Below are 26,327 nucleotides of genomic sequence, written 5' to 3'. Positions count from 1 at the left end.
AGTATTTTAAGTCAGTTAGGTAGGTTATTGATTGTTATGGCTTTAGGGTAACTGACTCCCCTTCGTCATCAAGCGTCAGATTCCTATGGGCATTGAATAACAACATCCCGGCATCGGCCAGCAATGCTAAGGCTTGCTGCCTTCGCTTATCGCTCGGACTCTCAACGGCAAGCCATGCCATCAAAACCTCTTCGGCCATGTCACTTAACGCCTTCAATTCGGTTTCAATCATGTTTTGCGCTCCATTGGTCGCACTCATGCAAGGTATCCGCCCACCAACACGCGCCGAAGGGCTGGACGCCAACACCGCAAACACCCGCGCCGCCGCCGTGTGGGTGGTAGCTCTGGAAGTGACTACAGGCCTTGCAGGTAATTGGTTTGGAAACTGGAGTTTTCTGGAGTACCTCGAAGCCACCACACTGCCGCCATTTATCGACCACCACGCGCCAGCCGTAACGCTGGCAAGCATCGCCGGATAATTGCCGACAGCCTGAGCATTGCACCAGGCCGGTGGTATCGCCGGAATTGATCCTTAAATAGTCGTCGGCCTGTTGTAACGCCCGCGCCAGAATAGCGGCATCCTTGCCGCACTCGGTCAAAACTTCGTCGATCATGCCTTGATCGGTTTCGCCAATGGCCGCCAGGTAATCGAGCAGCTTTTGGCGGTCGCCGGGTTGAATGGTTTTTGATTCCGCGGGCTTTGCTACGGCTACACTTGCTACGTTTGCTACAGTTGGCCGGTTTCGGTGGTTATGTGTAGCAGGTGTAGCAACTGTAGCTGTCGCAATGGGCTTGGCTTTGTTTTTGTGGATCAATGCCGACAGCGCCATTATTCACCACCCGCCAACAGCGCCGGATTGAGTTTGATGGTTTTGCGCTTGCTGTCCTGAATCAATCTTGCCCGGTCGAGTTCGTCGAGTTCCTTCAAGGCCGCCACCAGGGCCGCATCGCTCCGTAACGGGCCATGCTGCAAAACATGGCGCTTGCTAATTAGGTGCGTCCGTTCCCGTTTGGCGTAATCGATCAGCCAGGCATCCAGCCGCGCCGCGTTCGCCAGCTCGACCGGCAACGCCAGTTCACCAAAAAACCGGCGGGATTCCGACAGGTGCCAGGCCGCAATACTGCTTGCGCCGTCAAAGCTATCAACATCCACCGCGCCGCCAATGCCATTGGTAAAGCCATGAAACAGCACCGCCAACCGCGCCGCGTTATCCGCGGTTTTGCTGGCAACGTCGCGCACGTCGTACAGTTCGCCGCCGGATTTCAACTCTGCTTCAATGGCATCGTGAAAGGCTATCCAGGCCGCTTTTGCCGCCGGGGTAAATGACAACATGACCGGATTAAGGCCGCCTTGTTCGTTGATGGGGGCCGGGGTATTCAATATCTCGGTAATGCGTTGATGAAATCGCGCCAGCTTGGGCCAAGTGTCCGGCGGATCGGTAAACGGTCGATTGCCTTGGGTTGATTCGGGCCACGCCACCAGGAACCGCGCCAGAAAGCCGGTGCCCCGTGCCAGTGCGCCGGATTTATCGAAGAACGCCCGCAAGGTCGCTTCCTGAATCTGCAAGGCCACGGTAAGCCGCGCATCCTTCACGGTAAACGATTCCGACGACCGGCGGCCAATCGATAATGCGCCGCCGTCCCAAAGGGTATTGAGTAGGGCTAGGTTACGCATGACCGAATCCTTGCCCATGCCATGCGCCCCAAACACGACGCCCGCTTCACTCGATACCACGCCCGCAGCCGGCCATTTTTTAGCCAAGGTATAGGCTAGGTTTTCCGGGGTTTCGTCGCCTAATATCAGTCGCGGGATTCTCGGCGGTTCGGGTTTGGCGTGTTCCAGTTCTTTCAGGTCGTCGCGGTGCTTTTGCGTGGGCTTGTCCCTTTTTACTGCGTCCTTGATCGCCGCTAGCAAGCCTTCCCGCTCGGCGGTCCATGCCGACAATTCCGCCGCGTAGTCTTTCAGCAATGGCGCGGCAAGTTCGGCTTGCTCGGCTTCATATTGGCGGATCGCCGATGTAAAAAAGCCGTCGCACGTGGTTTTGCGTTCGCCGGAATCGGCAATACTCAGCATAAAAAGACCAACCGGCCCGGATAGGCGTTCGGCCCGCTTGATGTCGCAATGGGCTTGAATCGCCAGTGACAGCGCCCCCAGCGCCGAACCCGCGACCAAAGGAAGCGGCGCTTTGACAAAGGCCGCCACCTCTTCGACCGCTTCGCGGATCGTGTCCGGCAAGGCGTCTAATGGGTAGGCTTCGGGTTCGATTTTGGCGGTTAGGGGTTGCGGCTTGGGCCAGGGGTGATCGCCATCTGTAGCAGGTGTAGCAACTGTAGCTGTAGCAATGTCCTGAAGTGTTACCAGCGCTTCCCGTACCGCATCGGCTCCGCGTTGCTGCAATACGTCCCAAAAGTCGCATTTTTGCCCGTCCAGCTCTGGAACCGCAACACGACCGCCCACCGCTTGCGCCGCTTCGGTGGCTGCCTTTAAGCCGGGATTACTGCCGTCTGGTTTAATGTCGTTATCTGTCAAAAGGATGATTTCAGCATCCGGGGCCAACGTACGCACGGCCAGCGCCGCTGCCGATAGATTGCCGGCATCCATGGCCGCTACCGCTGGCGCGCCATCCACGGCATGAACCGCCGCCACCGTTGCCAGGCCTTCACCAATCAGCACCCGACTAGCCCCGCTAATTTTGCCTAACGGATGAAAGCCGCCGCGCTTGCGTCCGCCTTTTAAATAATCCTTTTCGCCGTCGGTGTTGATCGCTTCCAACGTCCAGACTTTGCCGTCTGCGCCATAAATCGGAATCAGCAAGGCATCCATCCAGCCGCGTTGCGGCCACGTGCCACGCCTTACCCTTGGGCCGAAATTAACGCCTTTCTTGGTTGCGTAGGCATGTTGTTTCGGATCGGCTTTCGCCGCGGCCAGGATGTCCGCCGCTTGCTTTTCCGCCGCTTCATGCTGGAGCAACTCTTCGGCTAGGCGTTGCTGGCGCTCGGCTTCAATCCGTTGTTTGAAGGCTGCCCGCTCTTCGGCGCTGTAGGTGCGTTCGGTTTCAAATTGCCAATGCTCGTCGAGGCCGGTGGAAAAATCGCCAAACACGCCGCCGCGCAAGTCGTCGAACAACTTACACCAGGCCGCATCGTCGCCGCGTTTCTTGCCATAACCGGCGAAACGGTGAAACTTGCCGGGTTGGATCGTTTCCGGCGGTTGTAGGCCGTGGGCTTGAATGGCCGTTTTGAAGGATTCGACAGCGCTACCCATGCAAGCCCCCTACCAGGAAAAACCAGGGGGCTAGGTGATGAATAACGGCTTTGATTCGATAATCGATCAGGTTAAACTGGTGGTCGTTGAATGATTTTGTAGCTGCTTGAGGCTCGCCCGCCCCGGTGGCTATTTTTTTGTTTGTCATTCCTTAAACCTCCGCATCTACAGTGCGAGATTCAAGAAAAGCATCTAACGCGGATTTGCGGTATTTCACCAATCGACCGACTTTAATAAAGGGGATTTGGTAACGCTTAGTGCAGCGCCAGACTTCCAGCGTGCGCGGGGTGACGCCGATGTATTCCGCTGCGGCGGTGTTGTTGAAAATCTCGTCGTTTGAAGTTGTAGCTTCGGCCATGTCGTGAACCTCCATTGGTTCAAGTTAAACGTAGGCGCAAAGCATAAAGGGCCGGATTAAAGTCCATGCCTTACACATGAACTGAGGGGGCGATTTGAATAATGTTTGCCGTCCAGTGTTGGCTGGTGGCAAGCAGTGAAAGCCGCCGATATGGATAATCCGCAACTGGTTGACGATTCCAGCTTTCAGCCGCTAAGCCTAGCGGGTTAAATTTTGGCTTTGATTACTGCCGAGCAATATTAGCTCTGCGCGGCGGCTGGATGTTTGCGAAAAATCGCGACCTCAACCGCTTCGTAATGCATTCCCTCACAGTACAAAGCAAGTTCCAGCTTGCCGTCGATGGTAGTGGCGACAATATCCCCCACCTCAGCGGGTAGGCCTGGGCGTAATTGCACGCGCTCGCCATTCTTTGCTCTAGGCGTGAATTGGTTTGATTCAACTGTAAATATAATGTCTGCGTTTCTGTTCATCTGTGTTTCCTTGGTTTTGTGAACGACAATCACCGCTGTTGCTTCTTTAATTTAGCTTTTAGTTCTACCACTCCCCCGATGGGCTTAACACCAGCAGCGGCCAGCATTGCGCCGGTTGCCCGGTCTACCGATTCGCGCACAGGGTCAATGTCTAGGCGGGCATAAATCGCCGTTGTCGATGGCGATTTGTGGTTAAGCGATTTGCCCACTATTGCCAAAGACGCCCCGGTTTTGGCCTGCCAACTGCCAAGAGTGCGGCGTAGGTCGTGGATGCGTAAATCGTCAATTCCTGCGCGTTCCAATACCCGTTTCCAGGCTTTCTTTGGTTCGACGATGTGGCCGGTTGCGCCGGTGCCTGGAAATACCCAAACGTCAGTATTATCGGTTTTTCGGTTTCGTAGAATTTCCAAGGCTTCGGCGGTTAGGGCAACGGTTTGCGGCTCGCCGTTCTTGGTGGTGGGTATGCGCCACTCCGCCCTGTCAAAGCTGATCTGGCTCCATTGCATTTCTTGCACATTCGAGCGCCGCGCCCCGGTTAGCAGGGAAATTAAAAAGTAATCGCGTAAGGTTTCGTTGGATTCTTCGGCCAGCGCAGAAAAGAAAGCCGGTAATTCATCGGATTGCAGAAACCTAGCACGCGGGTTTTCTGGGTATTTCTTGATACCGCTGGCAGGGTTTGCGCCTTTGAATAGTCTTTCCTCGTTGGCGTAACTGAAAAGGCTAGAAGCCATAGCTATTACGCGGTTTGCCGTGGTGGGGTGTTCCTTGCCGATTTCGGTATGTAGGTTGCTGAAGTCGGTATCTTTGAGCTGTGATAGTTTGCGCTTGCTCCATTTACTCAGATACAAGCCGAAGTCGTAACGGTAGCTGCGTTTGGTTTTCTCCGACAGGAACGCGCCGCGTTTGTTGCGCCGGTGCTGTAAAAAATTGTCGAACAATTCTTGCAGGGTGGTTTCGGTCTTTAAGGCTCTGGCGTCGGTATTGGGGTTGATACCTTGAGCAATTAAGGCCGTTAGCCTTGCCGCCTCTTTTCTGGCGTTCTCAATTGAGTAGTCTGGAAATTTACCTATGGTGACGCGCTCCGGCTTGCCGTCTACGCGCCGCTGAATAAAAAAGGTTTTTCCGGTGCTGGTGACTCTAAGCTGTAGACCTGCCGCGTTTTTGTGGGTGTCGTGATAGATAACGCGCTCGCCCGGGGCAGGAAAGGGCAGGGCGTCAAGCTGTGGTTTTGTAAAGCTGAAATGTGTAGCCATAACATACCCTCGTTTTCTGGTGCTACGCTGGTGCTACGCATTTGATTAAAAAATAGCGTTTTTGGTGTAGCACCGTTAAGGAAATGATAGGCGTAAATATTTGTTTTGTAAAGGTTGATTAAGGTTGGTTAATCAGTAGAAAACACTGGGCCTTCAAATTTGTAATCAGCCGGTCGCGGGTTCGAGTCCCATCGCCAGCTCCATATATATCAAAGGCTTAGGTGTTTTTCACCTAGGCCTTTTTTATTGACCGTAGCTAAATCGTAGCTATGCGCGAGTCGCCATTAGCGTCTTGAAGACTTGGAGCTTCCGATCACGAACCTCTCTCTTATCGTCGAGGTAACGTGTTAGTTGCACGGCGATTACCGGACCCACAAGCACCGCGAGGATCATGAAGATATCTGAGACAGTCACTTACATACTCCTCTTAGGAAAGCTAACGTTTGATTAGGAAAGCTAACGTTTGAGCTGACCGGCGTCTGCAGGTTTTCAGTGGAAAGCTTCTGCATGCCCGACCGATCGTTGAGCGGCCGCGTTATCCACCCACAATTGCCACGAGTGCGAGAAGGTGAGCATTGTAGGCCTTGTTGGGGACAGCATAATCTCGCTTAAATGGTAGTTCAACTTGATAATTTTCCACTGGATCAAGTGGCGTCCTGCAGTTATCAGACGACCAGTAGTCTTGAAGAAAGAAAACATCTAGTAATCCGTAGTATCCCTCGCTAGATCCGATATCGTATGCATGCCGAGCCATGCCTTCGTTTAGTAGTTTCGGTGCACCCTCGATCGCGCGGGTTGGTATGGGGTCACTCCTTCGAAGTGCAATATATCCGTCATCCTGGATGGAAAAGATGGCCCAAGAGCGGGGGAGCGAGTTCAGGTGAAACCTCTTCTGCGCCGCTGCTCCCCAGCGCGCGTCAATGCTTTCAAGCAAGTTCTGAACGAGATCGCCTTCACTGAAGGTGAACTCAATCCACCCTTTCTTGAATGGGCACTCAAGCAAGCCGACTAGATTTCGTGAGTTCATTTTATATCCTCGTTGCTACAAAGCTTGCCACGGCAGTTACGAGGGCGGTGAGGCCAAGAATTGTGAAACACGCGGCAACGCCTATGAGTCTGAGCTCGGCGCTGTAAAGCTGCAATAGCGCGGATGTAAATTCAGACTTGTTCGACATGCTATATTTGTTTCGAAGAAACGATGAGAAAATAGAAAGTGCGGCTGCTGTAATTAGCAAAAGAATTGCGAAAGCGAAGATTGAGATTGTTCTGCGCTCTGATGGGGCTTTATCGCTTACGAAAAGAAGAAAGGCTGATCCAAAGGAAATGAGCGTACCGGAGAATGTTAGTAGCATTGAGGCCACAGATCGCACACGATCACGATTCTTCTCAATAGTGGTAATTAGAAGATCGAGTTCGACATGGGTGCCTTCCTCAAAGCTTTCGTCGACAATCTTTACGGCCATTTTTGTGTCAGAGGTGAAGTTCTTTAGTTCAGTGAGGCCTAACGCAGAGCTAGGCGACTATGACTAGTAACGATTTCATCGCCGTCATTAAATCACGTTAGGCGATAGGCCACAACGGGTCGGTGGCATACTGTAGCTAAAACGTAGCTACGCAGGCCGGTTGATGGCTTGTTTGTGGCTTTTTAGGGCTGTTTTTGGCTACGGCGCACATTGCAAGGCATTGATTTAATTAGGTGTTAAATGCAAATTTGATATTTGTAATCAGCCGGTCGCGGGTTCGAGTCCCATCGCCAGCTCCATATATATCAAAGGCTTAGGTGTTTTTCGCCTAGGCCTTTTTTATTTTGAGTCACCACAGAGTCACCAGAAGAAATGGCGTTTTGTAGTAACGGGTGGTATTTGCCGGCTACGCGATCCTGCTGGTTCGACAAGCGCCATTTCGATAAACGCTGAATTGTTGACCCCATTCCTGTTTGTTCGTGAGACGAACTGCGCCGATCCGGCCATCGAATGCGGAAGGAAATGGATCGCCAGGTCAGCCGCCATTGCGGCGAGTTGAAGCGCGTATTTAGGCTATAGCGCGAGGAAGATGCCCCGCCTTTTACCGCGTCACCTAGCTCACCATACGATCAGGGGTTTTTTGGCCGCTCCAGCCGCACTTTGTTGCAGATCCTTGATCCTGGCCCGCTGCTCCGCAAAATAGGCCGAGTAGTTCCAACCGGGCCGAGCCGGCGGCGGTGTGCGGGGCTTTGGCATGGTCATCATGGAGATATTTCGAGTTTCTAAGCTGATAGTTTATGCCTTGGATTAGGAGTTACCGCGGCAATGTTCCTGATGTGGCCAAACCACCTGTTTCAGGTTGAAATCTGATGGGTGAATGTGTACCTGCCGCCCAATGGCTATGAAATGAAAATGGCAGCTCAGCAACCTATCTTGGTGTCCGAAAAAAGTTGACCACTACAGTCGGCGTCGCGGTGGCCGCCATACGTGCGCTTTCCCGACTCGACTTGCTCCAATTTTTGGGTTTAACAGGCTGGTGAAAAACCCACTGATATTTCCCCTTACCCACGGTTTCCGTGATTTTTTCGTGTTGAAATCGGTCATGACATCGAGTTTCAACCGTTTTGCCCCTGTTTCAAGGGCTTTTTATTCGCCTGAAGCCGTCTGTGGACGGTTTTCAGGCGCACTTCGCCCTAGGTGGGCGCACTCCACGCCGGTTTCGGCGTGAACACCAATAGGTTGAGCAAGCGCGTCAGGTTGTAGGCGGCAAAGCAAAACAAGGCCTGACCTGCGACTTTGGCTAAGCCGATGTGGCGGGTTTTACGCAGGCCCCCGACGGTCTTGATCCAGCCGAAGGCTTCTTCGACGATTTTGCGGCGCTTGAGGCTTTGAGCGTACGCTTTGCCGCGCGCGGTGCGGCCATCGACGGCACTGCCGGTCTTTTTGCGAGCAACATGGGCTTTGATGTCTTGCGTCTTGAGTTTGTTGACGAACGCCGGTTGGTCATAGCCTTTGTCGGCACCGACGCTGCCGCCTTTGGGAACACGGCGTTTGATCATTGTTTGCGCGGCTTCGATTTCAGCGGTGCCGGTGGCTTGGGTGGTTTCGACATCGACAATCAGGCCGTTACGATTCTCGGATAGGGCATGGGTGATGTAACGCAGTTTGGCCTCGGTGTATTCGCCTTTCTTGTAAAGCCGCGCTTCGGGGTCTGTCGTGCTCTGATGCGTGGCATTGCTGCGCTTTTCGCCGCTGAAGTCGACCTCGGGATTGCGGCCGGCGGGTTTATCAGGACCGCTGCCGTCTTTCTTCACGAAGCTTTTGTGCGAGGCCCAGGCTTCGATCAGGCTGCCGTCGACACTGAAGTGTTCGTCGGACACCAGGTTTTGCCATTCGGCAATGGCCAAGACCCGCTCAAAAAACTCGCGACTCAGTGCTTCGGACAGCAGGCGCTCGCGGTTGGCGCTGAACACGCTGCGTTCCCAGACAGCATCGTCGATACCCAAACCGACAAACCAGCGAAACAGCAGGTTGTAGTCCAGCTGTTCCATCAACTGGCGTTCGCTACGAACGGTGTACAGCACTTGCAATAGCAAGGCGCGCAGCAGTTTTTCGGGCGCAATCGACGGGCGGCCAGTATGGGAGTAGCATTCGGCAAAGACCGCATCCATAGAGGCCAATACGCCATCGACGAGTAGCCGTAAACGACGCAACGGATGCTGTTTGGGAATACGGTCTTCCAGGCTAACGTAGCTGAACCAGCTATTTTGAATGGCATCGTGTCCGCGCATGGGGGGCTTCTCCAATTTAGATGCGCTATTTTACTTGTTTGCTGAGGCTATGCGCCTTGATGACTGCAGCTTTGGGAGTTTTTCACCAGCCTGTTAACCACCACATTGAAACTCGGCGCTAGCGGGGAGTCCGCAATACGCCAGAGCGTTATTTCCACAGCAAAAAAGTTAAGTTCGCTGGTCGTGTTCTGGTTAAGAAAATCCAATGCGGCTAGCCTCGCGTTGTTCAAACTGACGATTCAGCACATTCTCGTATACCGGCAACGCATGGTTACTGTCAGTCGTATGGACGAATTTGGGCTTCCAGATCGGCTTGAGCTGGAGCTCTCGCATCAGGCTGCGAACCCGATGCCGTCCGATCTCGATGCCTTGTTCCGCCAGTTCCTGACGCAGGCGGCGACTGCCATAGCTACGCCCCGTCGCTTCGAATACACTGCGTAGCCGGATGCGTGTGCCGCAGACCGTTGGCGGTTGCCGGGTTCGCTGCCTGGCGGCATAGAATCCCGAACGGCTGACACCCAATAATTTACAAGCCTGCTGCACCGTCATGGCCCTCTCTGCTGTCAACTGTTGAATCACTTGATGTGTCATCGCAGTTCCCTTGCAAAGAGGGCCGAAGCCTTTTTTAGCAATTCATTGTCTGAACGCAGTTGTCGATTTTCCTGCTCCAACTGCCGTATCCGCTGCTGATCGGGTGTTAACGGCTTATCGGCTAGTTCGAAAATTTCATTCTGCAGTTCAGGTAAGCCGGATTTTTCCGCTAAAAGTGCAACGAACTCACGAGCATGCTCGTTCAAGGACGCTGAATTTTCAACGCACAACGCCAACGATTTACTCCATTCCAGGGCAAAACGCTCTTCTGGCTTTCTGTGAATACGACTCGTCCTACATCCAAAACAAAAAGAAACCTGAATGCCCGCTCTTCGTCATGTATTACGGGGCGGCCAAGGCTTGGCAAAATGGAACCTGGGGGGGGCAGTAAATATTCTCACAGGGATAGTAACAAACTTGTCAAAATCGGCGACGAGCTAGTGTATTTCGGTTGGGGGGATTTTCTGACCTCGGACAAAGGCTACGAATGGAAAAAACAAGAAGAGACGCTGAATGTTGAAGAGTGCTTTCCTCTTAAAGACTTGAGCCTCTTCACGCGTAACAGTAGTTCGACCATTTACGTAAGTCAGGATGCAAAGCTATTCAAGGAACTCATTCTGGAAGAAGGTATATGGCGGTACCTCTCAGTCAATGAGAAAGCGATCTTGGGTGTGTACTATGCCAATAAACATGAAGAAACAGTCCTGCGAGTTGGACGCTATATCTGCCAGGCAAAAATTTGAAACTAGGAATGGGCGTACAACTGCGTAAGACCAATTTGACAAAGTGTAGAACTTCAAACTCGATCTGACAGTTACTGGATTTTTAGAAGTGTCTGTCAGGTTAAATTCGGCCTAGAAATGTTTTCCTTTCCAGACCTGTTTGCCATTGATCAAGGTGGCCATGGGAGTTCGTCCAAAGCACATCTTGCCCTGATGGGTTCGATGATTATTGTACTCATCCAGCCAGTTGTCCAAATCGCGTTGCAATGAGGGCAAGTCCTCGTACAGGGTTTTTCGCAGCGCCACCTGGTAAAACTCCTGCAAGATGGTTTTATGGAAACGCTCGCAAATGCCATTTGTTTGCGGCGATCTGACCTTGGTCTTGCTGTGTTCGATGTCGTTGATTGCCAGATAGAGCTGATATCCGCCTTTTCGTTGCGTTTCTGAAGGTCGCCAGGCTGGCCGCGAGCCTGGCGTATGCCAGGCAATCGGCGCAGAGGTCGCGCTCGCTGCGCACCAGCGGGGCGCCGCAGTAGCGGCATCTGGGGGTATACCATCGCCGCAGTCTGGTGGAAACCAAAATGCGTTGCTTCAAGCTGCTGGGCGAACGGGTCAAGGCGAGGGTCTTTGATAGCCAAGTCGCCGAGTTGCAGATTCGAGCTGCGTTATTGAACCGTTTTACCCAATTGGGAACGCCGATCACCGTGGTCATGCCCTAAATCCGTCTGACGATTCGGGGTAAGGGGAAATTTACCCTGGCCTCGATTTATGCAACAAAGCCGATCAAATGCCGAAACAATTTATGATTGATCAGTAGCGTTTAACTCAAATAAAATGGATTGCAAGACTTGCTTTGTTGACAATATGTAAAAAATGTGCTCTATTTATCATGCATTGATTAAGGAGGTTATGATGTCCAAATTAGTTAAAATTACATTACTGTTAGCTTCTTTTCTGTTTTTATCTTTCAACGTATTTAGCCAGCCTGATGGAGGCCCAACCACTGGTGACGACAACGGCACGTCAATGGTAAAGACTCCCTCAAAACAACTGGTTGGGCTATCTGATGGTGGCGGCGGTTAATTCTAGCCTCTAGGCGGGGATAAAGCATAATCCCCGCCAACTATACTTGAAGTGGTTTAATCCAAAAAAGTTTAATCAAAAGCTTCAAGCCTGGTAATCAGCATGAAGTATCCAAAAATTATCATATTGCAGTACATAAGTTCCCTTCTGAATTATCCTTATTTTTAATTGGAATGTCTTTTTTAAGTTTTGGATCGATTTCAATTGCGTACTTGAAGTGGCAAATCGCTCTCTCGCGGTCATTATCTAGTAACAATTCGCCAAGATTAAAATGAGCAATCGCGTTTCTCTTATATAAGCTTATTGCGATATTGTATTTTTCTTTAGCCTCTTCCGGTTTCTTTTGGTATCTAAATAAAGCCTCGCCCCAATTATTGTAGCATCTGGATTTTGCTCGGTTATTGTAAGGAGTATTTGAAGCATCCTTAAATAAAGCCAAGGATTTTTGAAACTGGATTATTGCATTTATTGGATCGTGACGATCTTCCATCATTAATATGCCTATATTATTGTAAACTAATGATGTGTTTATAATATCCGAACTATACTTTATAGCTTTTTCATACTCATCTATTGCTTTGTTTAATCTTTTTGATTTCCTATATATATAGCCTAGATTGTTGTGGGCTAACGCAAAACTAGGATTTTCATCTATGGACTTCAGATAAAAATTTTCAGCATCTAGAGAGCCGTAAAGATCCGCTGTTAATCCTAGCTGAAAATAAGCCCAATATCTGATTTTTTTATCACTGTCATTTTTTATTGCCAAGTTGAATTTTTTAATGGCCTCATTTGCAAAATAACCATTCCATTTCGATTCGGGATATTTTTTCTTATGATCGTTTCCAAGCTCTTTTAACGCTGCCCCCCATTTTCCATAAACTAATGATTTTTCTTTACCTAAACTTAATGCCTGATTAAATGCCTCATTCGCTTTGTTATACCAATAATATGATTTAAAGGAATTAACCCCTCTCTTTTCTTTAGCACTTTCTTCTATCTCTCTTCTATAATATGCAATATTAACTTCTCCCAGCCCTTGGTAGGCAGAGGTTAAAATGTATGAGATTTGATCATTATTCGTCTCGTAAAATGGAGGGATTTTATTTTCCCTGATATCACAGAAAAAAGAATTTGAAAGATTTTTATTTAAAAAAATTTTTTTAAATAAAAACGGTATTGCTTCCAGAAAGTGATAGTCCTTATATAAGCTCTTAAGATATAGATCATGAGCCCAATTTATTGAATTATTGAATTTCTCGCAAGCCTCGTCTAACCTCTTATCTGTTAGAGCCAAGTCCGCTAGATAGATATTCAATTCCAGATGGTTTCTACTATTATCAGCATCAGCGGCTTCCCTATACTTTTTCTCTGCTTCTTTCCGCTCACTCAATAAGTATAAAGAGTTTCCGAATCCTATTATTGTCGGCACAAACGTTGGATCAATCCTATTGGCTTGGTCAAAGTAATTAATTGCCATATCGGGACTGCCGATATGCAAATGCACATATCCAAGCCAGGAATAAATGAGATTAGCATCGGATTTAGAGGATTTCTCAGCATAAGATGTAAGCATGTAAACAATGTTATCAAACCTTTTCTTTAAATCTGCGTTGTTTTGAATTACAGCGTATGTTAAAAACTTATGGTCCTCTAAAAGTTTCTGTAAGTATGAAATCGCAAGCTTATGTGGCGATATTTCCATGGCTAGCATATCAGCAGCATCTTGCAACAAAGACTCCATATCGTTGACACTGTATCTATTAGACAATATCCTATCAAACGCATTCGCGCTATTAAGACTTAAATAGAGCTTCCCATTTTCAATTTTTTTGTTTTTTGTGTCAGCAGAATAAATCAACTGACCTTCTATATAGTTAGTTTGTAGACCAAATGCCCTTCTTATCAACAGTAGAACAGCCTTAAGATTGATTCCAGATTCAGCCCATGAAATATCTGGAAGATCTTCTTGTAAGGACGAGGTGGAAATGGCCGGAGTTTTGAAAAAATATTCTTTTTCGCTATGCCGAAATGTAGTTATTGGGAGATCAATATTCTCTAAACGATTTATTCTAGTTTTTGCTACAAGTCGCTTAGTAATGCCTTTTTCTGTATACCCGTATTGTTTTAAATCATCAGGAATGCTTATGGATGTTAAAATGATGGAGTCCTTGAGAATCTCTGACACAATACAAGTGGAAACAACTAAGATTAATGATATTATGGAGAGATCAATAATAATGGTTTTGCTTTTTGTCAACGGTATCTTGAAGATAAAATTCTTGATAGCATTAGCCAGAGTGAATAATTTACCGAGATTATACATAATTACCCCTAATATTATTTAGAGACTGGTTCAAGTACAGACTTACGCATTGGTTATTTACCTGTTTTCGGAATGAAAAAGGTTTACTACTATTTTTCTGCGTTCTCAACACCCCTCTTTACGTCAGAGACAAGCAAGGCATAGAAAGGCAACATTTATCCTCCAGAAAGGGCGAGTCATTTTTTAGATAGTTATGCTAATCAAACAAGGACATCCAAATTTGTCTTCTAATAGTGTAGTTAAAATATTAAAGATGTCAGAGGGGGACAATGGCCGGTCTTTACCAGTAAAAATAAAATCTGATTGTAAGAGGATGTGCCTAATTTGTGCCACTAACCATTGCCGATTGAATGTAAGTGATTAATAATTCAACTACGGTTTGCTAATGGAATTCTCTGTAGGTTGTTGATTCGTAAGGACTTATAAATTTGGTCTTTGGTTTGTAATCAGCCGGTCGCGGGTTCGAGTCCCATCGCCAGCTCCATAGTTATCAAAGGCTTAGGTGTTTTTCACCTAGGCCTTTTTTATTGCCTTGTTCGTAGCGAGTATCCATGTTGATTAGCCCGGTAGAAACGTAAGCTGGGATTTAACCTGCTTTTAATATGGGATTCAGGTTGAATTCATATCCGTCGAATAGGATTTGCGTTCTCTAATTTAGCTATTCGAGCAGGAGCGCCACCATGATCAAAATCTTACCCGGTAGCCTTTGGGGGCTAGTCACGGCGCTAGCAGGCTGGTGAAAAACTCCCAAAGCTGCAGTCATCAAGGCGCATAGCCTCAGCAAACAAGTAAAATAGCGCATCTAAATTGGAGAAGCCCCCCATGCGCGGACACGATGCCATTCAAAATAGCTGGTTCAGCTACGTTAGCCTGGAAGAACGTATTCCCAAACAGCATCCGTTGCGTCGTTTACGTCTACTCGTCGATGGCGTATTGGCCTCTATGGATGCCGTCTTTGCCGAGCGTTACTCGCACACTGGCCGTCCGTCGATTGCGCCCGAAAAATTGCTGCGCGCCTTGCTGTTGCAAGTGCTGTACACCGTTCGTAGCGAACGCCAGTTGATGGAACAGCTGGACTACAACCTGCTGTTTCGCTGGTTTGTCGGTCTGGGCATCGACGATGCTGTCTGGGAACGCAGCGTGTTCAGCGCCAACCGCGAACGCCTGCTGTCCGAAGCGCTGAGTCGCGAATTTTTTGAGCGGGTACTGGCCATAGCCGAGTGGCAAAACCTCGTTTCCGACGAGCACTTCAGTGTCGATGGCAGCCTGATCGAAGCCTGGGCCTCGCACAAAAGCTTCGTGAAGAAAGACGGCAGCGGTCCCGATAAACCCGCCGGCCGCAATCCCGAGGTCGACTTCAGCGGCGAAAAGCGCAGCAACGCCACCCACCAAAGTACGACCGACCCCGAAGCCCGGCTTTACAAAAAAGGCGAATACACCGAGGCCAAACTGCGTTACATCACCCATGCCCTATCCGAGAATCGTAACGGTTTGATCGTTGATGTTGAAACCACCCAAGCCACCGGCACCGCTGAAATCGAAGCCGCGCAAACAATGATCAAACGCCGTGTTCCCAAAGGCGGTAGCGTCGGTGCCGACAAAGGCTATAACCAACCGGCGTTCGTCAACAAACTCAAGACGCAAGACATCAAAGCCCATGTTGCTCGCAAAAAGACCGGCAGTGCCGTCGATGCACCGCGCGCGGCAAAGGCTATGCCCAAAGCCTCAAGCGCCGCAAAATCGTCGAAGAAGCCTTTGGCTGGGTCAAAACGGTCGGTGGCCTGCGCAAAACCCGTCACATTGGCTTAGCCAAAGTCGCTGGCCAAGCCTTGTTTTGCTTCGCCGCCTATAACCTGACGCGGTTGCTCAAGCTGCTGGTGTTCACACCAAAACCGGCGTGGAGTGTGCCCACCTAGGGTGAAGTACGCCTGAAAACCGTCCACAGACGGCTTCAGGCGAATAAAAAGCCCTTGAAACAGGGGCAAAACGGTTGAAACTCGATGTCATGACCGATTTCAACACGAAAAAATCACGGAAACCGTGGGTAAGGGGAAATATCAGTGGGTTTTTCACCAGCCTGCTAGTTGCGTCTGCTAACGTCAACTCAGCCACTACCATCCAGATCGGTTCAACCGGAAAAACGTTTGCTTCCGCAACGGTGCAATGCGCCGTAAATCCCGCTACTGGCCTGCAGTCGGCAACGATTCAGGTGGGGCTGTTCAATCCAAAATCAAGAGATACCGCCACTGTTAGCCTAAACGGCCGAACAGTAACCAAAGTCGATGCGTTACAGCCCGCTACGGATGTTTGGCTTTATGACGGAAATAACACTGTCGTGGTCGCCTTGTCGCGAAGAGCGGCCGATACCTATACCTTCACGGTACAATCCGGCTTCTGCAACTTGCCGGATACATCGGGCAATACCTTTAGCGCCGATGGTGTCCTCGAATACGCAGCGAGCGGTAAATCCTACGCCACGGTAACGCCGGGCTGTGCGTTTAACCCGGCCACCGGCAACGCCCAACCGTTCGTCAACCTGTTCGATAACGGTGCTTTCCTGCTTAACGTATCGAACAACGGCACGCCGATCACCCAATTGAACGGTACGACCAGAAAATCGATGCCGATTTTTCTGAGTGCGGGGACCAATGTAATCTCGGCCGCCAACGGCACTGCGTCGACCGATTACTACATTAGGGACGGAGGCAACGACACCTGCACCTTGCAGTAATCAAAGCATAAGGGAACCTCTAAAAATTGCGCCCGGCGAGTAAAATGAGTCGGAGCTAAAGACCTTTGGAGAGCAGAGATGACGGTGGCACAAGACGACCTTTTCGGTTCCCTGTTTGAACATCGAGATCGTCGAATCGATCGTTTGGGTAATCCGTTGTTGGAATTGGACGCGCAAGTGGATTGGGACGCGTTCCGGCCGCTGCTGGATCGAGTCCATCACAAAGTCCGCAAATCGTCTGCCGGGCGTAAGCCTTGGGATGGGGTGTTGATGTTCAAAGCGTTGGTCATCGCCAGTCTCTACAATCTGAGCGACGAGCAACTGGAGTTTCAAATCGAAGACCGGCGCAGTTTTCAGCGTTTTATCGGTTTGTCGGATGCCAAGCACGCGCCGGACCGCAACAGTTTCTGGCTATTTCGCGAGTCGCTCAAGGCGTTGAAATTGACCGAAACCTTGTTCAACGAATTCAACCGGCAATTGGATCGCGCCGGCCTGATTGCCCGCAAGGGTCAACTGATTGACGCCAGCTTCGTCAAGGCGCCGGTGCAGCGTAATACGCCGGACGAGAACGCCCGGATTAAAGCTGACGAAACCGTCGAGGACTGGTCAGCCTCCAAACGCCGTCAGAAGGATACCGATGCGCGCTGGACCAAGAAAGGTGACAAGAGTTATTACGGGTACAAGAATCACGTCAACGTTGATAATGCCCACAAGTTGGTGCGCAAATACACGGTCACCGATGCCAGCATCCACGACTCCCAAGCCCTGAACGGCTTGCTCGATAGCGGCAATACCAGCCGGGATGTGTGGGCCGACAGTGCGTACCGATCCGAAGCCACGGAAGCCTGCCTTAAAGCACAAGGCTACCGCAGCCGGATTCACCGCAAAGGGGTGCGCGGCAAACCGCTGACTGACCGGGAAAAACAAGGTAACAGTACCCGCTCCAAAACCCGTTGCCGGGTCGAGCACGTGTTTGCCTGGATGGCGCAATGGGGCGGTAAGACGATCCGTTGCATTGGCCTAGCCCGCGCCGAAGTGCGTATCGGCTTCATGAATCTGGTGTACAACATGCGACGTTTTTGCGCCATTCGCAGGGTAGCTGCGTCTTGATGCCGCCCATCGGAGCTGAAAAGGTTTCGAGTTGAAGGTAGTCCGCTTGGAAATGTCCGCTTTCGAGCGCGTTTTACGCCCCGAATCTGATTAATCGTGGATTTTTAGAGGCTCCCATAAGTTACCGGCAAATAACTAAGCACGCTGATTTGGCTGCCAAGGAGTGGGGGGCCTTTTTTACTGTTCGTTAATCCAAAACACGGCAAAGCGGATTTACCCCCGTTTCGCTTGCTCTAGCGTCAAGTTCGCTACCTTTGCCAGATTTGAACCTATACCGGCGGTCAAATTTTGCCTGGATGCGAACACGCCGGCGTTTTTCCAGTTCGCTGTTGCTGGCGTTGAAATTGCCGGAACTGTATTTGACGAAGAACGGGCCGAGTACCCGAAGTTTGCATTCGCCGGCGTCGATATTGGCGCACAACTTGCCGTTGGCTCAGAGTTTGCCTTGAATGCTGTAGCGCAGGGCGATAGGGCATAGCAAAAATTCAAATGATGCCAGTTGCGGCTTGCGCTACCAATTTGGCAACGTTCGAGCCGGCTCGGCTATCGGGAGCATGTCCTTTGGCGGATAATGGCGCATGATGCGCGGCGCCGGAACCGGTTTGTCGGGTGCGCTCGAAGCGGATGCTCCACTGCGGGGAAAGGCGAAGCCCGAAGAAATAGACGACCGGGTTCCCACTGCCGCCACAACTGCGCCGTGCGTAGGGTGTTGTTGTACGGGCAAGCATCGAATTAACCGCAATGTGTCATGCGGTTGCTTGACTGACTATCGAGACCATGGCTGATCCTATCGAAGCAATTACTCCATCCGTCTTCATCGCTGCCAAGCTTCGGCCCTGGTGGTTTCCGCTGTGGTTTGCCGGCATCTACGGGTTGATGCATCAAGCGTATTTCCAAATTCCGGACGATTTATTGCGGGATACGCTGTACCACTGGGGGCTGGTACGGCCGGATGTGGCGGTGATCGATCTATTGGCGCCGGGCGAACAGGTTGTAGCGGTGGGCAACTATTTGGTTTCGGCGCGAGCCAACTTGGAGATCGTGCGCGGATGCGACGGGGCCGGTGCGATGTTTCTGGTGGTCTCGGCCATGCTGGCGTATCCGGCTAACCTGGGCCGTAAATTGGCCGGGGTATTGGCCGCGGCGGGTTTCATGTATTTGCTGAACCTGCTGCGTATTGCCGCGATTTATTTTGTCGTAGCGTATTACCCGGCCTGGTTTTTGCCGGCCCACACTTATTTTGCGCCGACTTTGATTGTCCTATTGGGCTGTTTGTTTTTTGCCTGGTGGGCGGCGTGGGCGCGCTCGGATGCCGATGGACAGCGCAGAGTTAGTTAGGTTTAGCGTCAGGCTGTTGCTGGTTTGGTTGCTATTGTCGGTGCTGGCTTTCGTATTTCGCCAGCCGATCGGCGCGTTTTTGCTGCCCTTCGTCGACTTCGGTATCCGCGAGTGGAGCCAGGATTTTGCGCCGGGGCTGGCCTTGGTGGCCAAAGACAACGATTATTTGATTTCGGTATCGGCCTGGGTGTTGCGGCCGATTCCGGTCGCGGCGGGCTATACCGTCAATCCCGGCGCACAGATGACGGCCGGCACCCATCTGACGCATACCCTGGTGCCGCCGGTGATTACCTTGTCCCTGATACTGGCCTGGCCCGGAGCGGCGTTGGCGCAGCGGATTATCGCGGCCATCGGCGGTATCTTGCTGTCGTTACTACTGGTAACCGCAACGGTACCATTGGTGTTGCTGGGTAACTTGGAAATCATGTTTCAGAACATGGCCGAGCAGGCCGGACGGTCCAGGCCGGTTCCGTTCAGCTTGGATGCCATGATCTTTCTGGAGAGCGGCGGGCGTTGGCTGTTGGCCGTGTTGGCCGGGTTGCTGTGCATTTGTGCCGGCAAATTGCTGGCCGGCCGCGTGCAAACCAATGGCTGATCGGTTTGGCAATGGGCTGGCGCTTAACCCGGCAGCTCGGCGCGATCGCGGCCTAGCACGCGCTGGCCGATGGCGGCCAATCCGGCGGCGAGTAACCAATAAGCCGGTTCGGGTAACGGCACTTGGCGCGCGGGCTCGGCGGCCGCCACTTCCCAACCGATGTCCGATAGCGCCGCCAAGTCCAGGTCGGTGAGGTTCTTGCGGGTGCCGGCTGCGATATTGGGCGTCATTGCCGCTTGGTAACTGCCTTGGCCGTTGACGGTACTGGTTTGCCCGGATTGCCAATGCGCCGCGTCGGCAGACAGCAGTACGTCTTGGCCGGCGTTGGCCAATTTGGCTTCCAGGCCGGTGAATTTGCCGCCTTGCAGCCAGCGGCTCCAGGAATTGGCCGTACCGAAGCCGAGTACGTGCCCCAATTCGTGCAAGGCCACCGAGTAAAAATCGAAGCCGCTGAACGATTCGGTAGTGGCGGGATCGCTATCGAAATACCAGGCCGCATCGGCGTCGAAACTGATAGAACCGCCCCAGGTGGCAAAATCCGACGGCGGATTGGTTTGGGCGCCGGTTTCGCCGCGGTAGGCGGCCTGGTTCAAAAAGCTCTGGGTACCGGTGACGCTGTAGCCGCCCGGTCCGCCCAGCCCCAGCGCGTTGCCGCCCAAGTCGCGGCCGCCGACGAATACCGTCAGCGTGTCGGCGGCGACGTCGAATGCCGCCAAATTTCCGGTCGCGCCGGTGTCCGGTCTGCTGAAGATCGCCGTAAACTGGTTGCCGCCGTTCGAATCGATAGCCGCCAAACTGTCTTGCAGCACCGCCGAGAAATATTGGCCGGCCGCATCCAGCGTGGTGCGCCGGGACAGATTGCTTCCGGAAAAGAAGCCGCCGTCGTAGCTGTAGTCGAAGTGAATGGTGACAGCCGCCGCCGGACCGGCCAGTAAACCGGCCAGGCTTGCCGCCAGCAAAATCGATTTCCTTTTTTCCATTAAATAATCTCCTCTAACAGTGCGTTCAAGCTAGGCGGCAAGCAGCATCGTGCGCATAGGCTCCGCATGCGGCGTTTCCCGGCAACCCTAACACGCACGGCAAAAGTCCGAACGGTTCGACTAGTCCGGGCCGCTAGCCGAAGCCTGGCGCATCGGTTTTACAGGGCGATGAACATCGGCTTCCTGTCCGGCATTACAGCATGACTTTGTGACGCGGTTCAAATAAAATAGGCGGCAATACTCAGGTAAATTTTGGGGTATTGTTGGCCAAATTGACGGGAGAGCCGATATGAAAACACAGATACTTGCAGCATTGCTATTGGTTGCCGAAGCGGGGGTTGCCGATGCGTCTTACACCACGCTGGCCTTACCCAGCCTCAACGCGGATATCAGAACCTGGACCGACGGGGCCAGTTACGACAGCCTGTTTCCCGGTGCGCATACCTTTAACGGCGTGCCGTTTGAATTGGCGGTCGATGGCGACGGCAACACCGCATTCCATAACGGCGAGATCGATATCCCGGTCAATATTTTCGGCGTTACCCAGGCCTTTACCTTGATTAATACCGCCTACGGCGCCGACGGCGCCAACGTCGGCTACGTCAGTTTCAGCGGTAGCCTGGGCGACATCTATACCGTGGATTTGATCGAAGGCCAAAACGTCCGCGACCATTACGACGGCGGCTTCAATAACGCCATCAACGGCGTCGATGCGATCGAGGCTTTTTCCGCCGGCAGCGGCCGCGCCCGCTTGGACCAGCAGATTTTCAACTTGCCGGCCGCGTTTGCTAACCAAACCTTGCTCAGTATCCGCTTCCATTCCAACCAACAAGGTTTGGCGGGCGAACCGTTCATTGCCGCCGCTACGGTAGCGGCGGTACCGCTGCCTTCGGCGCTTTGGTTGTTCGGCACGGTTTTGGCCGCCGGCGCCGGTTTGGCTAAACGTCGGCGTTAGACGCTAAATCGCGCGCGATCCTTTCCCGCGCCGGGCGGCGCTTTGCGCTGCCCGTTCGCTGCGGTTTACCAGATATTCCCCGCGCCCGGAGTATAGGTCGATGCCACTACGTTGTTCGCGATCAGCGTATCGCATTGAATGACGTTGGCGGCCTTGACGCTGGCGGCATTGATAACCGCCTGATTCGCGTTGATTGCCAGATTCGCCGCCGCGGTAATGCTGACCGATCCGTCGGCCGCGATCCGAATAACTTGCTCCAGTGTAGCTAAGCGTTGTTCCAGCTCAGCGATTCGGTCCAGCGCCTGCCGCAAACGCCGCTCGCTTGCTGTCTCGCTGATTTTCGGTTTCAGCCGCTTGCCGGGCTGGTTGGCTTCAGGTTTGGTTCCGATTTTCATGTCGACTTGCTCCTTTGCCTGTCTGGCTAAGTTCAAAAAATTGCACTTCGCTAAATGCAGTGCCCACGCGTTGGCAATGAATCATAGAGCGATCCGCTTCTGCTGTCGAAGCCGAATGCCATGGTCCGCGCTGGGAATAAAAGACCGGGTCCGACGCCGTCGGCCGGGTTAAAATCGGCGCGACCAGTGTGCAAACGGAGAACGCGGTGAAAATCGGATTGAACGGGCAAATTTTTCTCGGGGCTGCCCTGGGTGTCGGGTTGGGCGTCGGTTTAGCCCGCTTGGGCCCGGAGGCGCAGCTAACCCGGCACGGCATGTATCTGCTGGGGTTGGTCGGCACTCTGTTTGTCGATCTGTTGAAAATGGTGTTGGTGCCGCTGGTGTTTACTTCGATTGCGGTTGGCGTCGCCAATTTGCGTTTGCACAGCCAGTTACATCGGGTATGGATCGCGACGCTGAGCTTTTTCGTGTTGTCGATGGCTTTGGCTATCTTGCTCGGGCTGGGGGCGGCGATTTGGTTCGAGCCGGGCAAAGGCCTGAATTTGGAGCTGTTCCGTGACGCCAGCCAGGGTTTTACCGCCAAACAGATGAGTTTCGCCGAATTCATCGCCAGTTTTTTGCACGGCTTATTCGTCAACCCGTTTGCCGCGCTGGCGCAAGCCAACGTGCTGGCAATCGTCGTGTTCGCTCTGCTGTTGGGGATTGCGCTGGTGGTTGGCGGCGAACGCTACCGCAACATACTGTTATTGCTGCAGGAAGGGCTGGAATTGATGTTGCGCCTGGTGGGCTGGATCATGCGTTTGGCGCCGTTCGGGATTTGCGCTTTGCTCGCGCAATTGTTGGCGACACAGAACATGGCCTTGCTGCACAGTCTGGCCCAATTCGTCGCGGTGGTGGTGGGGACTACCTTGCTGCACGGCTGTGTCGTGTTGCCGGGCTTGCTATTTCTGGCGACCGGCATGTCGCCATTGAAGTTTTTTCGCGGGTCGCGTGCCGCCCTGGTCACGGCCTTTGCCACCAGTTCCAGTTCGGCGACGCTGCCGGTGACCCTGCGCTGCGTGGAGCAGCATCTGCACGTCAAGCCCGGCATCGCCGGTTTCGTGGTGCCGCTCGGTGCCACGGTGAATATGGACGGTACCGCGCTATACGAGGCGGCCGCGGCATTATTCGTCGCCAATCTGGCCGGAATCGAATTGGATTTGGCGCAGCAGTTGATCGTCTGCTTCACGACCATGGTGGCCGCCATCGGTGCGCCGGGCATTCCCAGCGCCGGCATGGTGACGATGGTGATGGTGTTGCAAGCGGTCGGCTTGCCGGCCGAGGCGGTCGCGATTTTGTTGCCGATAGACCGGCTGCTGGACACGGTGCGGACCATGGTCAACGTCGAAGGCGACATGGTCGGCTGCCTGGTCGTGCAGCGCTTCGCCGCAGGCTGAGGTTTCCGGGCCGAACCCGGTTTACGACGGCACGACTTTGTTGCGGCCGCTTTGTTTGGCTTGGTAAAGGGCGTTATCGGCCCGGACCAGAAAGCTTTCCGAATCGTCGCCGGCTTGCAAGCGGGCGACGCCGATAGACAATGTGATTTTCCCCAACGGCTGGTTGTCGTTCTTGCGCTGCAAGCGGCTGGCTTCCATCGCGCTGCGAATGTTCTCGGAAATCTGAAACGCCCGCTCGGCGCGGGTGTTGGGCATGATGATGGCCAGTTCCTCGCCGCCGTAGCGGGCGACGTGGTGATGGTCTTCGGCGTGTTTTTTCATCAGCGTGGCCACGTATTTGATCACGTTATCGCCGATGGTGTGGCCGTAGGTATCGTTGATGCGTTTGAAATGGTCGATATCCAGCATCGACAGACAGGTCGTTTCCGGCGCCGAGCTTTCGACGATTTCCGCCAACGTCATATCGAACGCGCGTCGGTTCAATAGACCGGTCAAGCCGTCGGTGGTGGCGATCTGTTTGACCTGGGCCAGTTCTTCCCGCAGTTGCTCCATTTCCCGGTTGGCGTCGGTCAGTTTGGCCTGCATGGCCTGGCTGGTCAGCGCCAGCGACTTGGTTTCCTGGATGATTTCCTGCAACACGGTTTTCAAACCGCCGGACGCGGAAAAGTTTTCCAGAATCACCGACTTTTTCTGGAAGCTGTCGTTGGTTTCCTCGGCCTTGTGATAGGTGTCGTTGATCGCGCTGGTGGCTTGCTCGATCACTTTATGCAACTGGCGGTTGATCTGCTCGAACGATTCCAGCGAAGCGTTGCAGATGTGGGTTTTATACAGATCGACGCTGGTTTCGTAATCGAACTTTTTTTGCTCGGCGATCAAGCTATTGACGGCGCGGGTCAGGCTGGAATTGCTTTCGGCGACGTAGTCGTACCAAATCGCGTAATTGATCGGGTTGGCCGCGACGTTATGCCGGACCAGCAGCGGCAGAATTTGTTTCAGATAATTGGCGTTTACGCTGGGAGAAAAATCGTAAATAGGTATGAACGAAGAACTTTTACTCATGCGATTTTCGGCGGTAAACGGAGCGTCGGTTAAAGGGAGTGTCGGTGCGGCGAGTTTCTGTAGTCTTATGCCTACACTAAGGTAAACCAAAACCGGAATTTTTCAACTGCAGGTTTGCTGGAGGCGTCGGGCCTGGCGAGTCGAACCCTTGAGCTTTGCCCGACGGCGTTGCGGTGAAATCGGCAAAAACAGTTTGCGCGGAGCGGGGTTTTCGATAAAATGCGCGGCCTCGAGTCGGGTGCTTAGCTCAGCTGGGAGAGCATCGCCCTTACAAGGCGAGGGTCGGGGGTTCGAACCCCTCAGCACCCACCAGACTCGATATTGCAACTTTGCGGCCTACTGCTCGCTGACCGGCGGTGCAGGATCGGCCGGTCCCGAATATCCTACCCCGATACCTCAAACCCGCTTTCTGCTTCGGCCAGATACGCTTTGCCGCCCTTTGCAGCGGCCGTTGGAACTTGTGCCGCGGCGATTTAGCCGGCAGCCAACGCCAAGCGTTCGGCCAGCCGGGCCAAGTGGTCTTCTGCCAGCTCGATATCGAAATGTTCCCCCAGCAAATCGCACAAATGCGCCCGGCTGTTCACCGGCGTGCTGACTTGCTCGCCCATGCGAAATTGGGAAAAGTTGGTATTGAACAACTGCACCCAGCCCGCGGCGGTATTGCGGCAAACCAATAGATTTTGCGACAGTAGCGATTGGTCCCAGGTGGTGCAGACCAGATTAGCCGCTTCCAGGTCGCAACGTTGGACTCTGGAGCGGTCGAAACTGTACAGCGCGAACCAGTCGCCGTCTTGCTGCCGTTCCAGCACGGTTTCCCCCGATTCCGCTTCCAGGCGCAGCCGGAAACGGTTGTGGTCCAACATTTGTTCCTGCTCTGTACCTAAACGCAACGGCCGGTAGTGGCTGGGGCCGCCGAATCCGACATCGACCAGCCAGGACTCGCCGTCGGCCTCGACGATAAAGCCCAAATGCAGTCGCGGCCCGCCTTCGCTGCGTCCCATCCGCACCCGTGCCATGATCGGCTGGTAGGCAAATCCCAGTTCGTTCAGCGCGTGCTCGAATAATCCGTTCAGCTCGAAACAGTAACCGCCGCGCCGGCTGGCGACGATCTTGTCCATCAATGCCGCCGGGTCCAAATCGGGCAGCAAACCCAGCAGCGGATTGATGTTCTCGAACGGAATCGCACTGAGTTGCGCCTGTTGCAATGCGCTCAGGCCGGCGAGGGTGGGCTCGGGTCGGGCTATGCCGATGCGGTTAAGGTAAGCGTTGAAGTCGAAACTCATGGTCGGTGGTTTGGTTACGGTCGATTAGAATGAATAAGGCCAATTGCCGGTTGTGTGGCGCCGCAAGCGGCTTGCCGGCGACTCAGCCGATTTTACACGGCAATGTGTAAACCGAAGCGATTCAAACCGGCAGCGGAATAATTCGCGCCTGCACCGCAGCGGCGTCAATGGTTAATTCGGCGACGGCGACCGGCAACTTAAAACGGCGCGGACCGGCGCTGCCGGGGTTTAGATACAACACCCCATCCCGTTCCGAAATCGACGGCTTGTGCGAATGGCCGGAAATCACGATGCGAATCCCGGCTCTGGCCGGATCGATGTCAAGTTCGGCCAGATCGTGGAGCAGATAGATTCCGACTTGCCCCGCCTCGACCCGCGCGCAGTCCGGTAACTCGTCGGCCCAAACGCCGTTATCGTTATTGCCGCGTACCGCCGTCACCGATGCCAACTCGTTCAGCGCATGTAACACCTCCGGCTTGCCGACGTCGCCGGCATGCAAAATCCGCTCGCAGCCGCGAAGCGCGGCCAGCGCCTGCGGTCGCAGCAGGCCGTGGGTGTCGGAGATGATGCCGAGGCGGTAGAGCATTTACAATTGGCGCGGATATTGGGTTAGCTTGGAGTTT

Annotated in this window: 27 protein-coding genes, 1 tRNA gene and 3 pseudogenes; 11 read left to right on the top strand and 20 right to left on the bottom strand. The window is 52.9% G+C overall.

The features are described from left to right. Window positions 1-34 precede the first annotated feature (34 nt). From MKFW12EY_RS14760 to MKFW12EY_RS14705, 13 genes are all read right to left on the bottom strand, one after another. Window positions 35-232 carry a hypothetical protein gene (locus MKFW12EY_RS14760; RefSeq protein WP_221053274.1) on the bottom strand — a complete coding sequence of 66 codons (198 nt, stop codon included), beginning with the start codon at window positions 230-232 and terminating at the stop codon, window positions 35-37. After that, window positions 225-830, bottom strand: coding sequence for a hypothetical protein (locus MKFW12EY_RS14755; protein ID WP_221053273.1), 606 nt, complete (start codon window positions 828-830; stop codon window positions 225-227). The genes MKFW12EY_RS14760 and MKFW12EY_RS14755 overlap by 8 nt, the downstream gene beginning before the upstream one ends. Continuing rightward, window positions 830-3,265 carry a DUF3987 domain-containing protein gene (locus MKFW12EY_RS14750; RefSeq protein ID WP_054762259.1) on the bottom strand — a complete coding sequence of 812 codons (2,436 nt, stop codon included), beginning with the start codon at window positions 3,263-3,265 and terminating at the stop codon, window positions 830-832. The genes MKFW12EY_RS14755 and MKFW12EY_RS14750 overlap by 1 nt, the downstream gene beginning before the upstream one ends. Then, window positions 3,258-3,413: a hypothetical protein gene (locus MKFW12EY_RS14745; protein ID WP_221053272.1), complete on the bottom strand. Its 156-nt coding sequence runs from the start codon at window positions 3,411-3,413 to the stop codon at window positions 3,258-3,260. The genes MKFW12EY_RS14750 and MKFW12EY_RS14745 overlap by 8 nt, the downstream gene beginning before the upstream one ends. A gap of 3 nt (window positions 3,414-3,416) precedes the next feature. Further along, window positions 3,417-3,623 carry a helix-turn-helix domain-containing protein gene (locus tag MKFW12EY_RS14740; protein WP_054762272.1) on the bottom strand — a complete coding sequence of 69 codons (207 nt, stop codon included), beginning with the start codon at window positions 3,621-3,623 and terminating at the stop codon, window positions 3,417-3,419. Between the two features lie 239 nt (window positions 3,624-3,862). Further along, window positions 3,863-4,093 (bottom strand): hypothetical protein, encoded by a 231-nt coding sequence (locus tag MKFW12EY_RS14735; RefSeq protein ID WP_054762261.1) that lies wholly within the window; start codon window positions 4,091-4,093, stop codon window positions 3,863-3,865. A 29-nt stretch (window positions 4,094-4,122) separates the two neighbouring features. Then, window positions 4,123-5,346 carry a site-specific integrase gene (locus tag MKFW12EY_RS14730; protein ID WP_221053271.1) on the bottom strand — a complete coding sequence of 408 codons (1,224 nt, stop codon included), beginning with the start codon at window positions 5,344-5,346 and terminating at the stop codon, window positions 4,123-4,125. A gap of 267 nt (window positions 5,347-5,613) precedes the next feature. Continuing rightward, window positions 5,614-5,760: a DUF6680 family protein gene (locus tag MKFW12EY_RS23315; protein ID WP_373280609.1), complete on the bottom strand. Its 147-nt coding sequence runs from the start codon at window positions 5,758-5,760 to the stop codon at window positions 5,614-5,616. 121 nt (window positions 5,761-5,881) lie between these two features. Then, entirely contained in the window at window positions 5,882-6,373 is a 492-nt protein-coding gene (locus tag MKFW12EY_RS14725) for a hypothetical protein (protein WP_157199415.1), read from the bottom strand. Between the two features lies 1 nt (window position 6,374). Next, window positions 6,375-6,809 carry a hypothetical protein gene (locus MKFW12EY_RS14720; protein ID WP_054762268.1) on the bottom strand — a complete coding sequence of 145 codons (435 nt, stop codon included), beginning with the start codon at window positions 6,807-6,809 and terminating at the stop codon, window positions 6,375-6,377. Between the two features lie 1,193 nt (window positions 6,810-8,002). After that, window positions 8,003-9,100 (bottom strand): IS5 family transposase, encoded by a 1,098-nt coding sequence (locus MKFW12EY_RS14715; protein ID WP_221053058.1) that lies wholly within the window; start codon window positions 9,098-9,100, stop codon window positions 8,003-8,005. Between the two features lie 192 nt (window positions 9,101-9,292). Beyond that, window positions 9,293-9,691, bottom strand: coding sequence for an IS3 family transposase (locus MKFW12EY_RS14710; RefSeq protein ID WP_172680389.1), 399 nt, complete (start codon window positions 9,689-9,691; stop codon window positions 9,293-9,295). After that, on the bottom strand, window positions 9,688-9,897 hold the full coding sequence (locus MKFW12EY_RS14705) for a hypothetical protein (protein ID WP_221053270.1): 210 nt from the start codon (window positions 9,895-9,897) through the stop codon (window positions 9,688-9,690). Before MKFW12EY_RS14705 ends, MKFW12EY_RS14710 begins: the two co-directional genes overlap by 4 nt. Window positions 9,898-9,969: 72 nt before the next feature. On the opposite strand from MKFW12EY_RS14705, the gene MKFW12EY_RS14700 reads away from it, so the two are divergent. Then, complete coding sequence (locus tag MKFW12EY_RS14700) at window positions 9,970-10,434, top strand: hypothetical protein (protein ID WP_221053269.1); 465 nt, start codon at window positions 9,970-9,972, stop codon at window positions 10,432-10,434. Window positions 10,435-10,545: 111 nt separating this feature from the next. Here MKFW12EY_RS14700 and MKFW12EY_RS14695 read toward each other — a convergent pair. Next, window positions 10,546-10,836: pseudogene (locus MKFW12EY_RS14695) on the bottom strand (integrase core domain-containing protein); the annotation flags it as partial. A 128-nt stretch (window positions 10,837-10,964) separates the two neighbouring features. Between MKFW12EY_RS14695 and MKFW12EY_RS14690 the strand changes: the two are divergent. Then, window positions 10,965-11,132: pseudogene (locus MKFW12EY_RS14690) on the top strand (IS5/IS1182 family transposase); the annotation flags it as partial. 190 nt (window positions 11,133-11,322) lie between these two features. Then, window positions 11,323-11,496, top strand: a complete 174-nt coding sequence (locus tag MKFW12EY_RS14685) for a hypothetical protein (protein ID WP_221053268.1) — start codon at window positions 11,323-11,325, stop codon at window positions 11,494-11,496. Between the two features lie 121 nt (window positions 11,497-11,617). On the opposite strand, the gene MKFW12EY_RS14680 is transcribed toward MKFW12EY_RS14685, so the two are convergent. Then, window positions 11,618-13,822, bottom strand: a complete 2,205-nt coding sequence (locus MKFW12EY_RS14680) for a tetratricopeptide repeat protein (RefSeq protein WP_054763584.1) — start codon at window positions 13,820-13,822, stop codon at window positions 11,618-11,620. A gap of 822 nt (window positions 13,823-14,644) precedes the next feature. Between MKFW12EY_RS14680 and MKFW12EY_RS14675 the strand changes: the two are divergent. The 5 genes and pseudogenes from MKFW12EY_RS14675 to MKFW12EY_RS14655 all read left to right on the top strand — a co-directional run bounded on the left by MKFW12EY_RS14675 (window position 14,645) and on the right by MKFW12EY_RS14655 (window position 19,596). Continuing rightward, window positions 14,645-15,738: pseudogene (locus tag MKFW12EY_RS14675) on the top strand (IS5 family transposase). Window positions 15,739-15,827: 89 nt separating this feature from the next. Next, a complete protein-coding gene (locus MKFW12EY_RS14670) occupies window positions 15,828-16,553 on the top strand; it encodes a hypothetical protein (RefSeq protein ID WP_245006317.1) in 726 nt (241 codons plus the stop codon). A 78-nt stretch (window positions 16,554-16,631) separates the two neighbouring features. Next, on the top strand, window positions 16,632-17,663 hold the full coding sequence (locus MKFW12EY_RS14665) for an IS5 family transposase (RefSeq protein WP_245006310.1): 1,032 nt from the start codon (window positions 16,632-16,634) through the stop codon (window positions 17,661-17,663). A 777-nt stretch (window positions 17,664-18,440) separates the two neighbouring features. Further along, window positions 18,441-19,001 (top strand): exosortase family protein XrtM, encoded by a 561-nt coding sequence (xrtM, locus tag MKFW12EY_RS14660; RefSeq protein WP_221053267.1) that lies wholly within the window; start codon window positions 18,441-18,443, stop codon window positions 18,999-19,001. Further along, window positions 18,973-19,596 (top strand): hypothetical protein, encoded by a 624-nt coding sequence (locus tag MKFW12EY_RS14655; protein ID WP_172680313.1) that lies wholly within the window; start codon window positions 18,973-18,975, stop codon window positions 19,594-19,596. Before xrtM ends, MKFW12EY_RS14655 begins: the two co-directional genes overlap by 29 nt. A 23-nt stretch (window positions 19,597-19,619) precedes the next feature. Here MKFW12EY_RS14655 and MKFW12EY_RS14650 read toward each other — a convergent pair whose 3' ends face one another. After that, window positions 19,620-20,576: a matrixin family metalloprotease gene (locus MKFW12EY_RS14650; protein WP_054762514.1), complete on the bottom strand. Its 957-nt coding sequence runs from the start codon at window positions 20,574-20,576 to the stop codon at window positions 19,620-19,622. 289 nt (window positions 20,577-20,865) lie between these two features. On the opposite strand from MKFW12EY_RS14650, the gene MKFW12EY_RS14645 reads away from it, so the two are divergent. Beyond that, window positions 20,866-21,531 (top strand): hypothetical protein, encoded by a 666-nt coding sequence (locus MKFW12EY_RS14645; protein ID WP_221053266.1) that lies wholly within the window; start codon window positions 20,866-20,868, stop codon window positions 21,529-21,531. Window positions 21,532-21,596: 65 nt separating this feature from the next. On the opposite strand, the gene MKFW12EY_RS14640 is transcribed toward MKFW12EY_RS14645, so the two are convergent. Then, window positions 21,597-21,926: a hypothetical protein gene (locus MKFW12EY_RS14640; protein WP_054762521.1), complete on the bottom strand. Its 330-nt coding sequence runs from the start codon at window positions 21,924-21,926 to the stop codon at window positions 21,597-21,599. 206 nt (window positions 21,927-22,132) lie between these two features. On the opposite strand from MKFW12EY_RS14640, the gene MKFW12EY_RS14635 reads away from it, so the two are divergent. Then, window positions 22,133-23,362 carry a dicarboxylate/amino acid:cation symporter gene (locus MKFW12EY_RS14635; protein WP_245006316.1) on the top strand — a complete coding sequence of 410 codons (1,230 nt, stop codon included), beginning with the start codon at window positions 22,133-22,135 and terminating at the stop codon, window positions 23,360-23,362. A gap of 21 nt (window positions 23,363-23,383) precedes the next feature. On the opposite strand, the gene MKFW12EY_RS14630 is transcribed toward MKFW12EY_RS14635, so the two are convergent. Beyond that, window positions 23,384-24,421 (bottom strand): GGDEF domain-containing protein, encoded by a 1,038-nt coding sequence (locus tag MKFW12EY_RS14630; RefSeq protein ID WP_054762523.1) that lies wholly within the window; start codon window positions 24,419-24,421, stop codon window positions 23,384-23,386. Between the two features lie 236 nt (window positions 24,422-24,657). Here MKFW12EY_RS14630 and MKFW12EY_RS14625 point away from each other — a divergent pair. After that, window positions 24,658-24,733, top strand: a tRNA-Val gene (locus tag MKFW12EY_RS14625). Between the two features lie 161 nt (window positions 24,734-24,894). Here the strand turns inward: MKFW12EY_RS14625 and MKFW12EY_RS14620 are convergent. Continuing rightward, the gene (locus tag MKFW12EY_RS14620; RefSeq protein ID WP_221053265.1) at window positions 24,895-25,704 is read right to left on the bottom strand and encodes an arylamine N-acetyltransferase family protein; all 810 of its coding nucleotides are present in this window, start codon (window positions 25,702-25,704) and stop codon (window positions 24,895-24,897) included. 121 nt (window positions 25,705-25,825) lie between these two features. Further along, entirely contained in the window at window positions 25,826-26,290 is a 465-nt protein-coding gene (locus MKFW12EY_RS14615) for a metallophosphoesterase family protein (RefSeq protein ID WP_054762525.1), read from the bottom strand. Window positions 26,291-26,327: the final 37 nt, after the last annotated feature.

Origin of the sequence: Methylomonas koyamae, from assembly GCF_019669905.1 — a bacterium.
Lineage (GTDB): Bacteria > Pseudomonadota > Gammaproteobacteria > Methylococcales > Methylomonadaceae > Methylomonas > Methylomonas koyamae.
Note: the sequence above shows the minus strand (reverse complement) of the source record. Positions and strands in the feature narration are given on the sequence as shown.

Excerpts from the sequence above, each read along its gene's own strand:
- MKFW12EY_RS14665 (WP_245006310.1), top strand. The coding sequence starts at position 16,632 with ATGACGGTGGCACAAGACGACCTTTTCGGTTCCCTGTTTGAACATCGA.
- MKFW12EY_RS14735 (WP_054762261.1), bottom strand. The coding sequence starts at position 4,093 with ATGAACAGAAACGCAGACATTATATTTACAGTTGAATCAAACCAATTC.
- MKFW12EY_RS14630 (WP_054762523.1), bottom strand. The coding sequence starts at position 24,421 with ATGAGTAAAAGTTCTTCGTTCATACCTATTTACGATTTTTCTCCCAGC.
- MKFW12EY_RS14760 (WP_221053274.1), bottom strand. The coding sequence starts at position 232 with ATGATTGAAACCGAATTGAAGGCGTTAAGTGACATGGCCGAAGAGGTT.
- MKFW12EY_RS14750 (WP_054762259.1), bottom strand. The coding sequence starts at position 3,265 with ATGGGTAGCGCTGTCGAATCCTTCAAAACGGCCATTCAAGCCCACGGC.
- MKFW12EY_RS14670 (WP_245006317.1), top strand. The coding sequence starts at position 15,828 with ATGACCGATTTCAACACGAAAAAATCACGGAAACCGTGGGTAAGGGGA.
- MKFW12EY_RS14730 (WP_221053271.1), bottom strand. The coding sequence starts at position 5,346 with ATGGCTACACATTTCAGCTTTACAAAACCACAGCTTGACGCCCTGCCC.
- MKFW12EY_RS14645 (WP_221053266.1), top strand. The coding sequence starts at position 20,866 with ATGAAAACACAGATACTTGCAGCATTGCTATTGGTTGCCGAAGCGGGG.
- MKFW12EY_RS14745 (WP_221053272.1), bottom strand. The coding sequence starts at position 3,413 with ATGACAAACAAAAAAATAGCCACCGGGGCGGGCGAGCCTCAAGCAGCT.
- MKFW12EY_RS14720 (WP_054762268.1), bottom strand. The coding sequence starts at position 6,809 with ATGGCCGTAAAGATTGTCGACGAAAGCTTTGAGGAAGGCACCCATGTC.
- MKFW12EY_RS14725 (WP_157199415.1), bottom strand. The coding sequence starts at position 6,373 with ATGAACTCACGAAATCTAGTCGGCTTGCTTGAGTGCCCATTCAAGAAA.
- MKFW12EY_RS14680 (WP_054763584.1), bottom strand. The coding sequence starts at position 13,822 with ATGTATAATCTCGGTAAATTATTCACTCTGGCTAATGCTATCAAGAAT.
- MKFW12EY_RS14755 (WP_221053273.1), bottom strand. The coding sequence starts at position 830 with ATGGCGCTGTCGGCATTGATCCACAAAAACAAAGCCAAGCCCATTGCG.
- MKFW12EY_RS14655 (WP_172680313.1), top strand. The coding sequence starts at position 18,973 with ATGCCGATGGACAGCGCAGAGTTAGTTAGGTTTAGCGTCAGGCTGTTG.
- MKFW12EY_RS14650 (WP_054762514.1), bottom strand. The coding sequence starts at position 20,576 with ATGGAAAAAAGGAAATCGATTTTGCTGGCGGCAAGCCTGGCCGGTTTA.
- MKFW12EY_RS14640 (WP_054762521.1), bottom strand. The coding sequence starts at position 21,926 with ATGAAAATCGGAACCAAACCTGAAGCCAACCAGCCCGGCAAGCGGCTG.
- xrtM (WP_221053267.1), top strand. The coding sequence starts at position 18,441 with ATGGCTGATCCTATCGAAGCAATTACTCCATCCGTCTTCATCGCTGCC.
- MKFW12EY_RS14740 (WP_054762272.1), bottom strand. The coding sequence starts at position 3,623 with ATGGCCGAAGCTACAACTTCAAACGACGAGATTTTCAACAACACCGCC.
- MKFW12EY_RS14715 (WP_221053058.1), bottom strand. The coding sequence starts at position 9,100 with ATGCGCGGACACGATGCCATTCAAAATAGCTGGTTCAGCTACGTTAGC.
- MKFW12EY_RS14615 (WP_054762525.1), bottom strand. The coding sequence starts at position 26,290 with ATGCTCTACCGCCTCGGCATCATCTCCGACACCCACGGCCTGCTGCGA.
- MKFW12EY_RS14685 (WP_221053268.1), top strand. The coding sequence starts at position 11,323 with ATGATGTCCAAATTAGTTAAAATTACATTACTGTTAGCTTCTTTTCTG.
- MKFW12EY_RS14620 (WP_221053265.1), bottom strand. The coding sequence starts at position 25,704 with ATGAGTTTCGACTTCAACGCTTACCTTAACCGCATCGGCATAGCCCGA.
- MKFW12EY_RS14710 (WP_172680389.1), bottom strand. The coding sequence starts at position 9,691 with ATGACACATCAAGTGATTCAACAGTTGACAGCAGAGAGGGCCATGACG.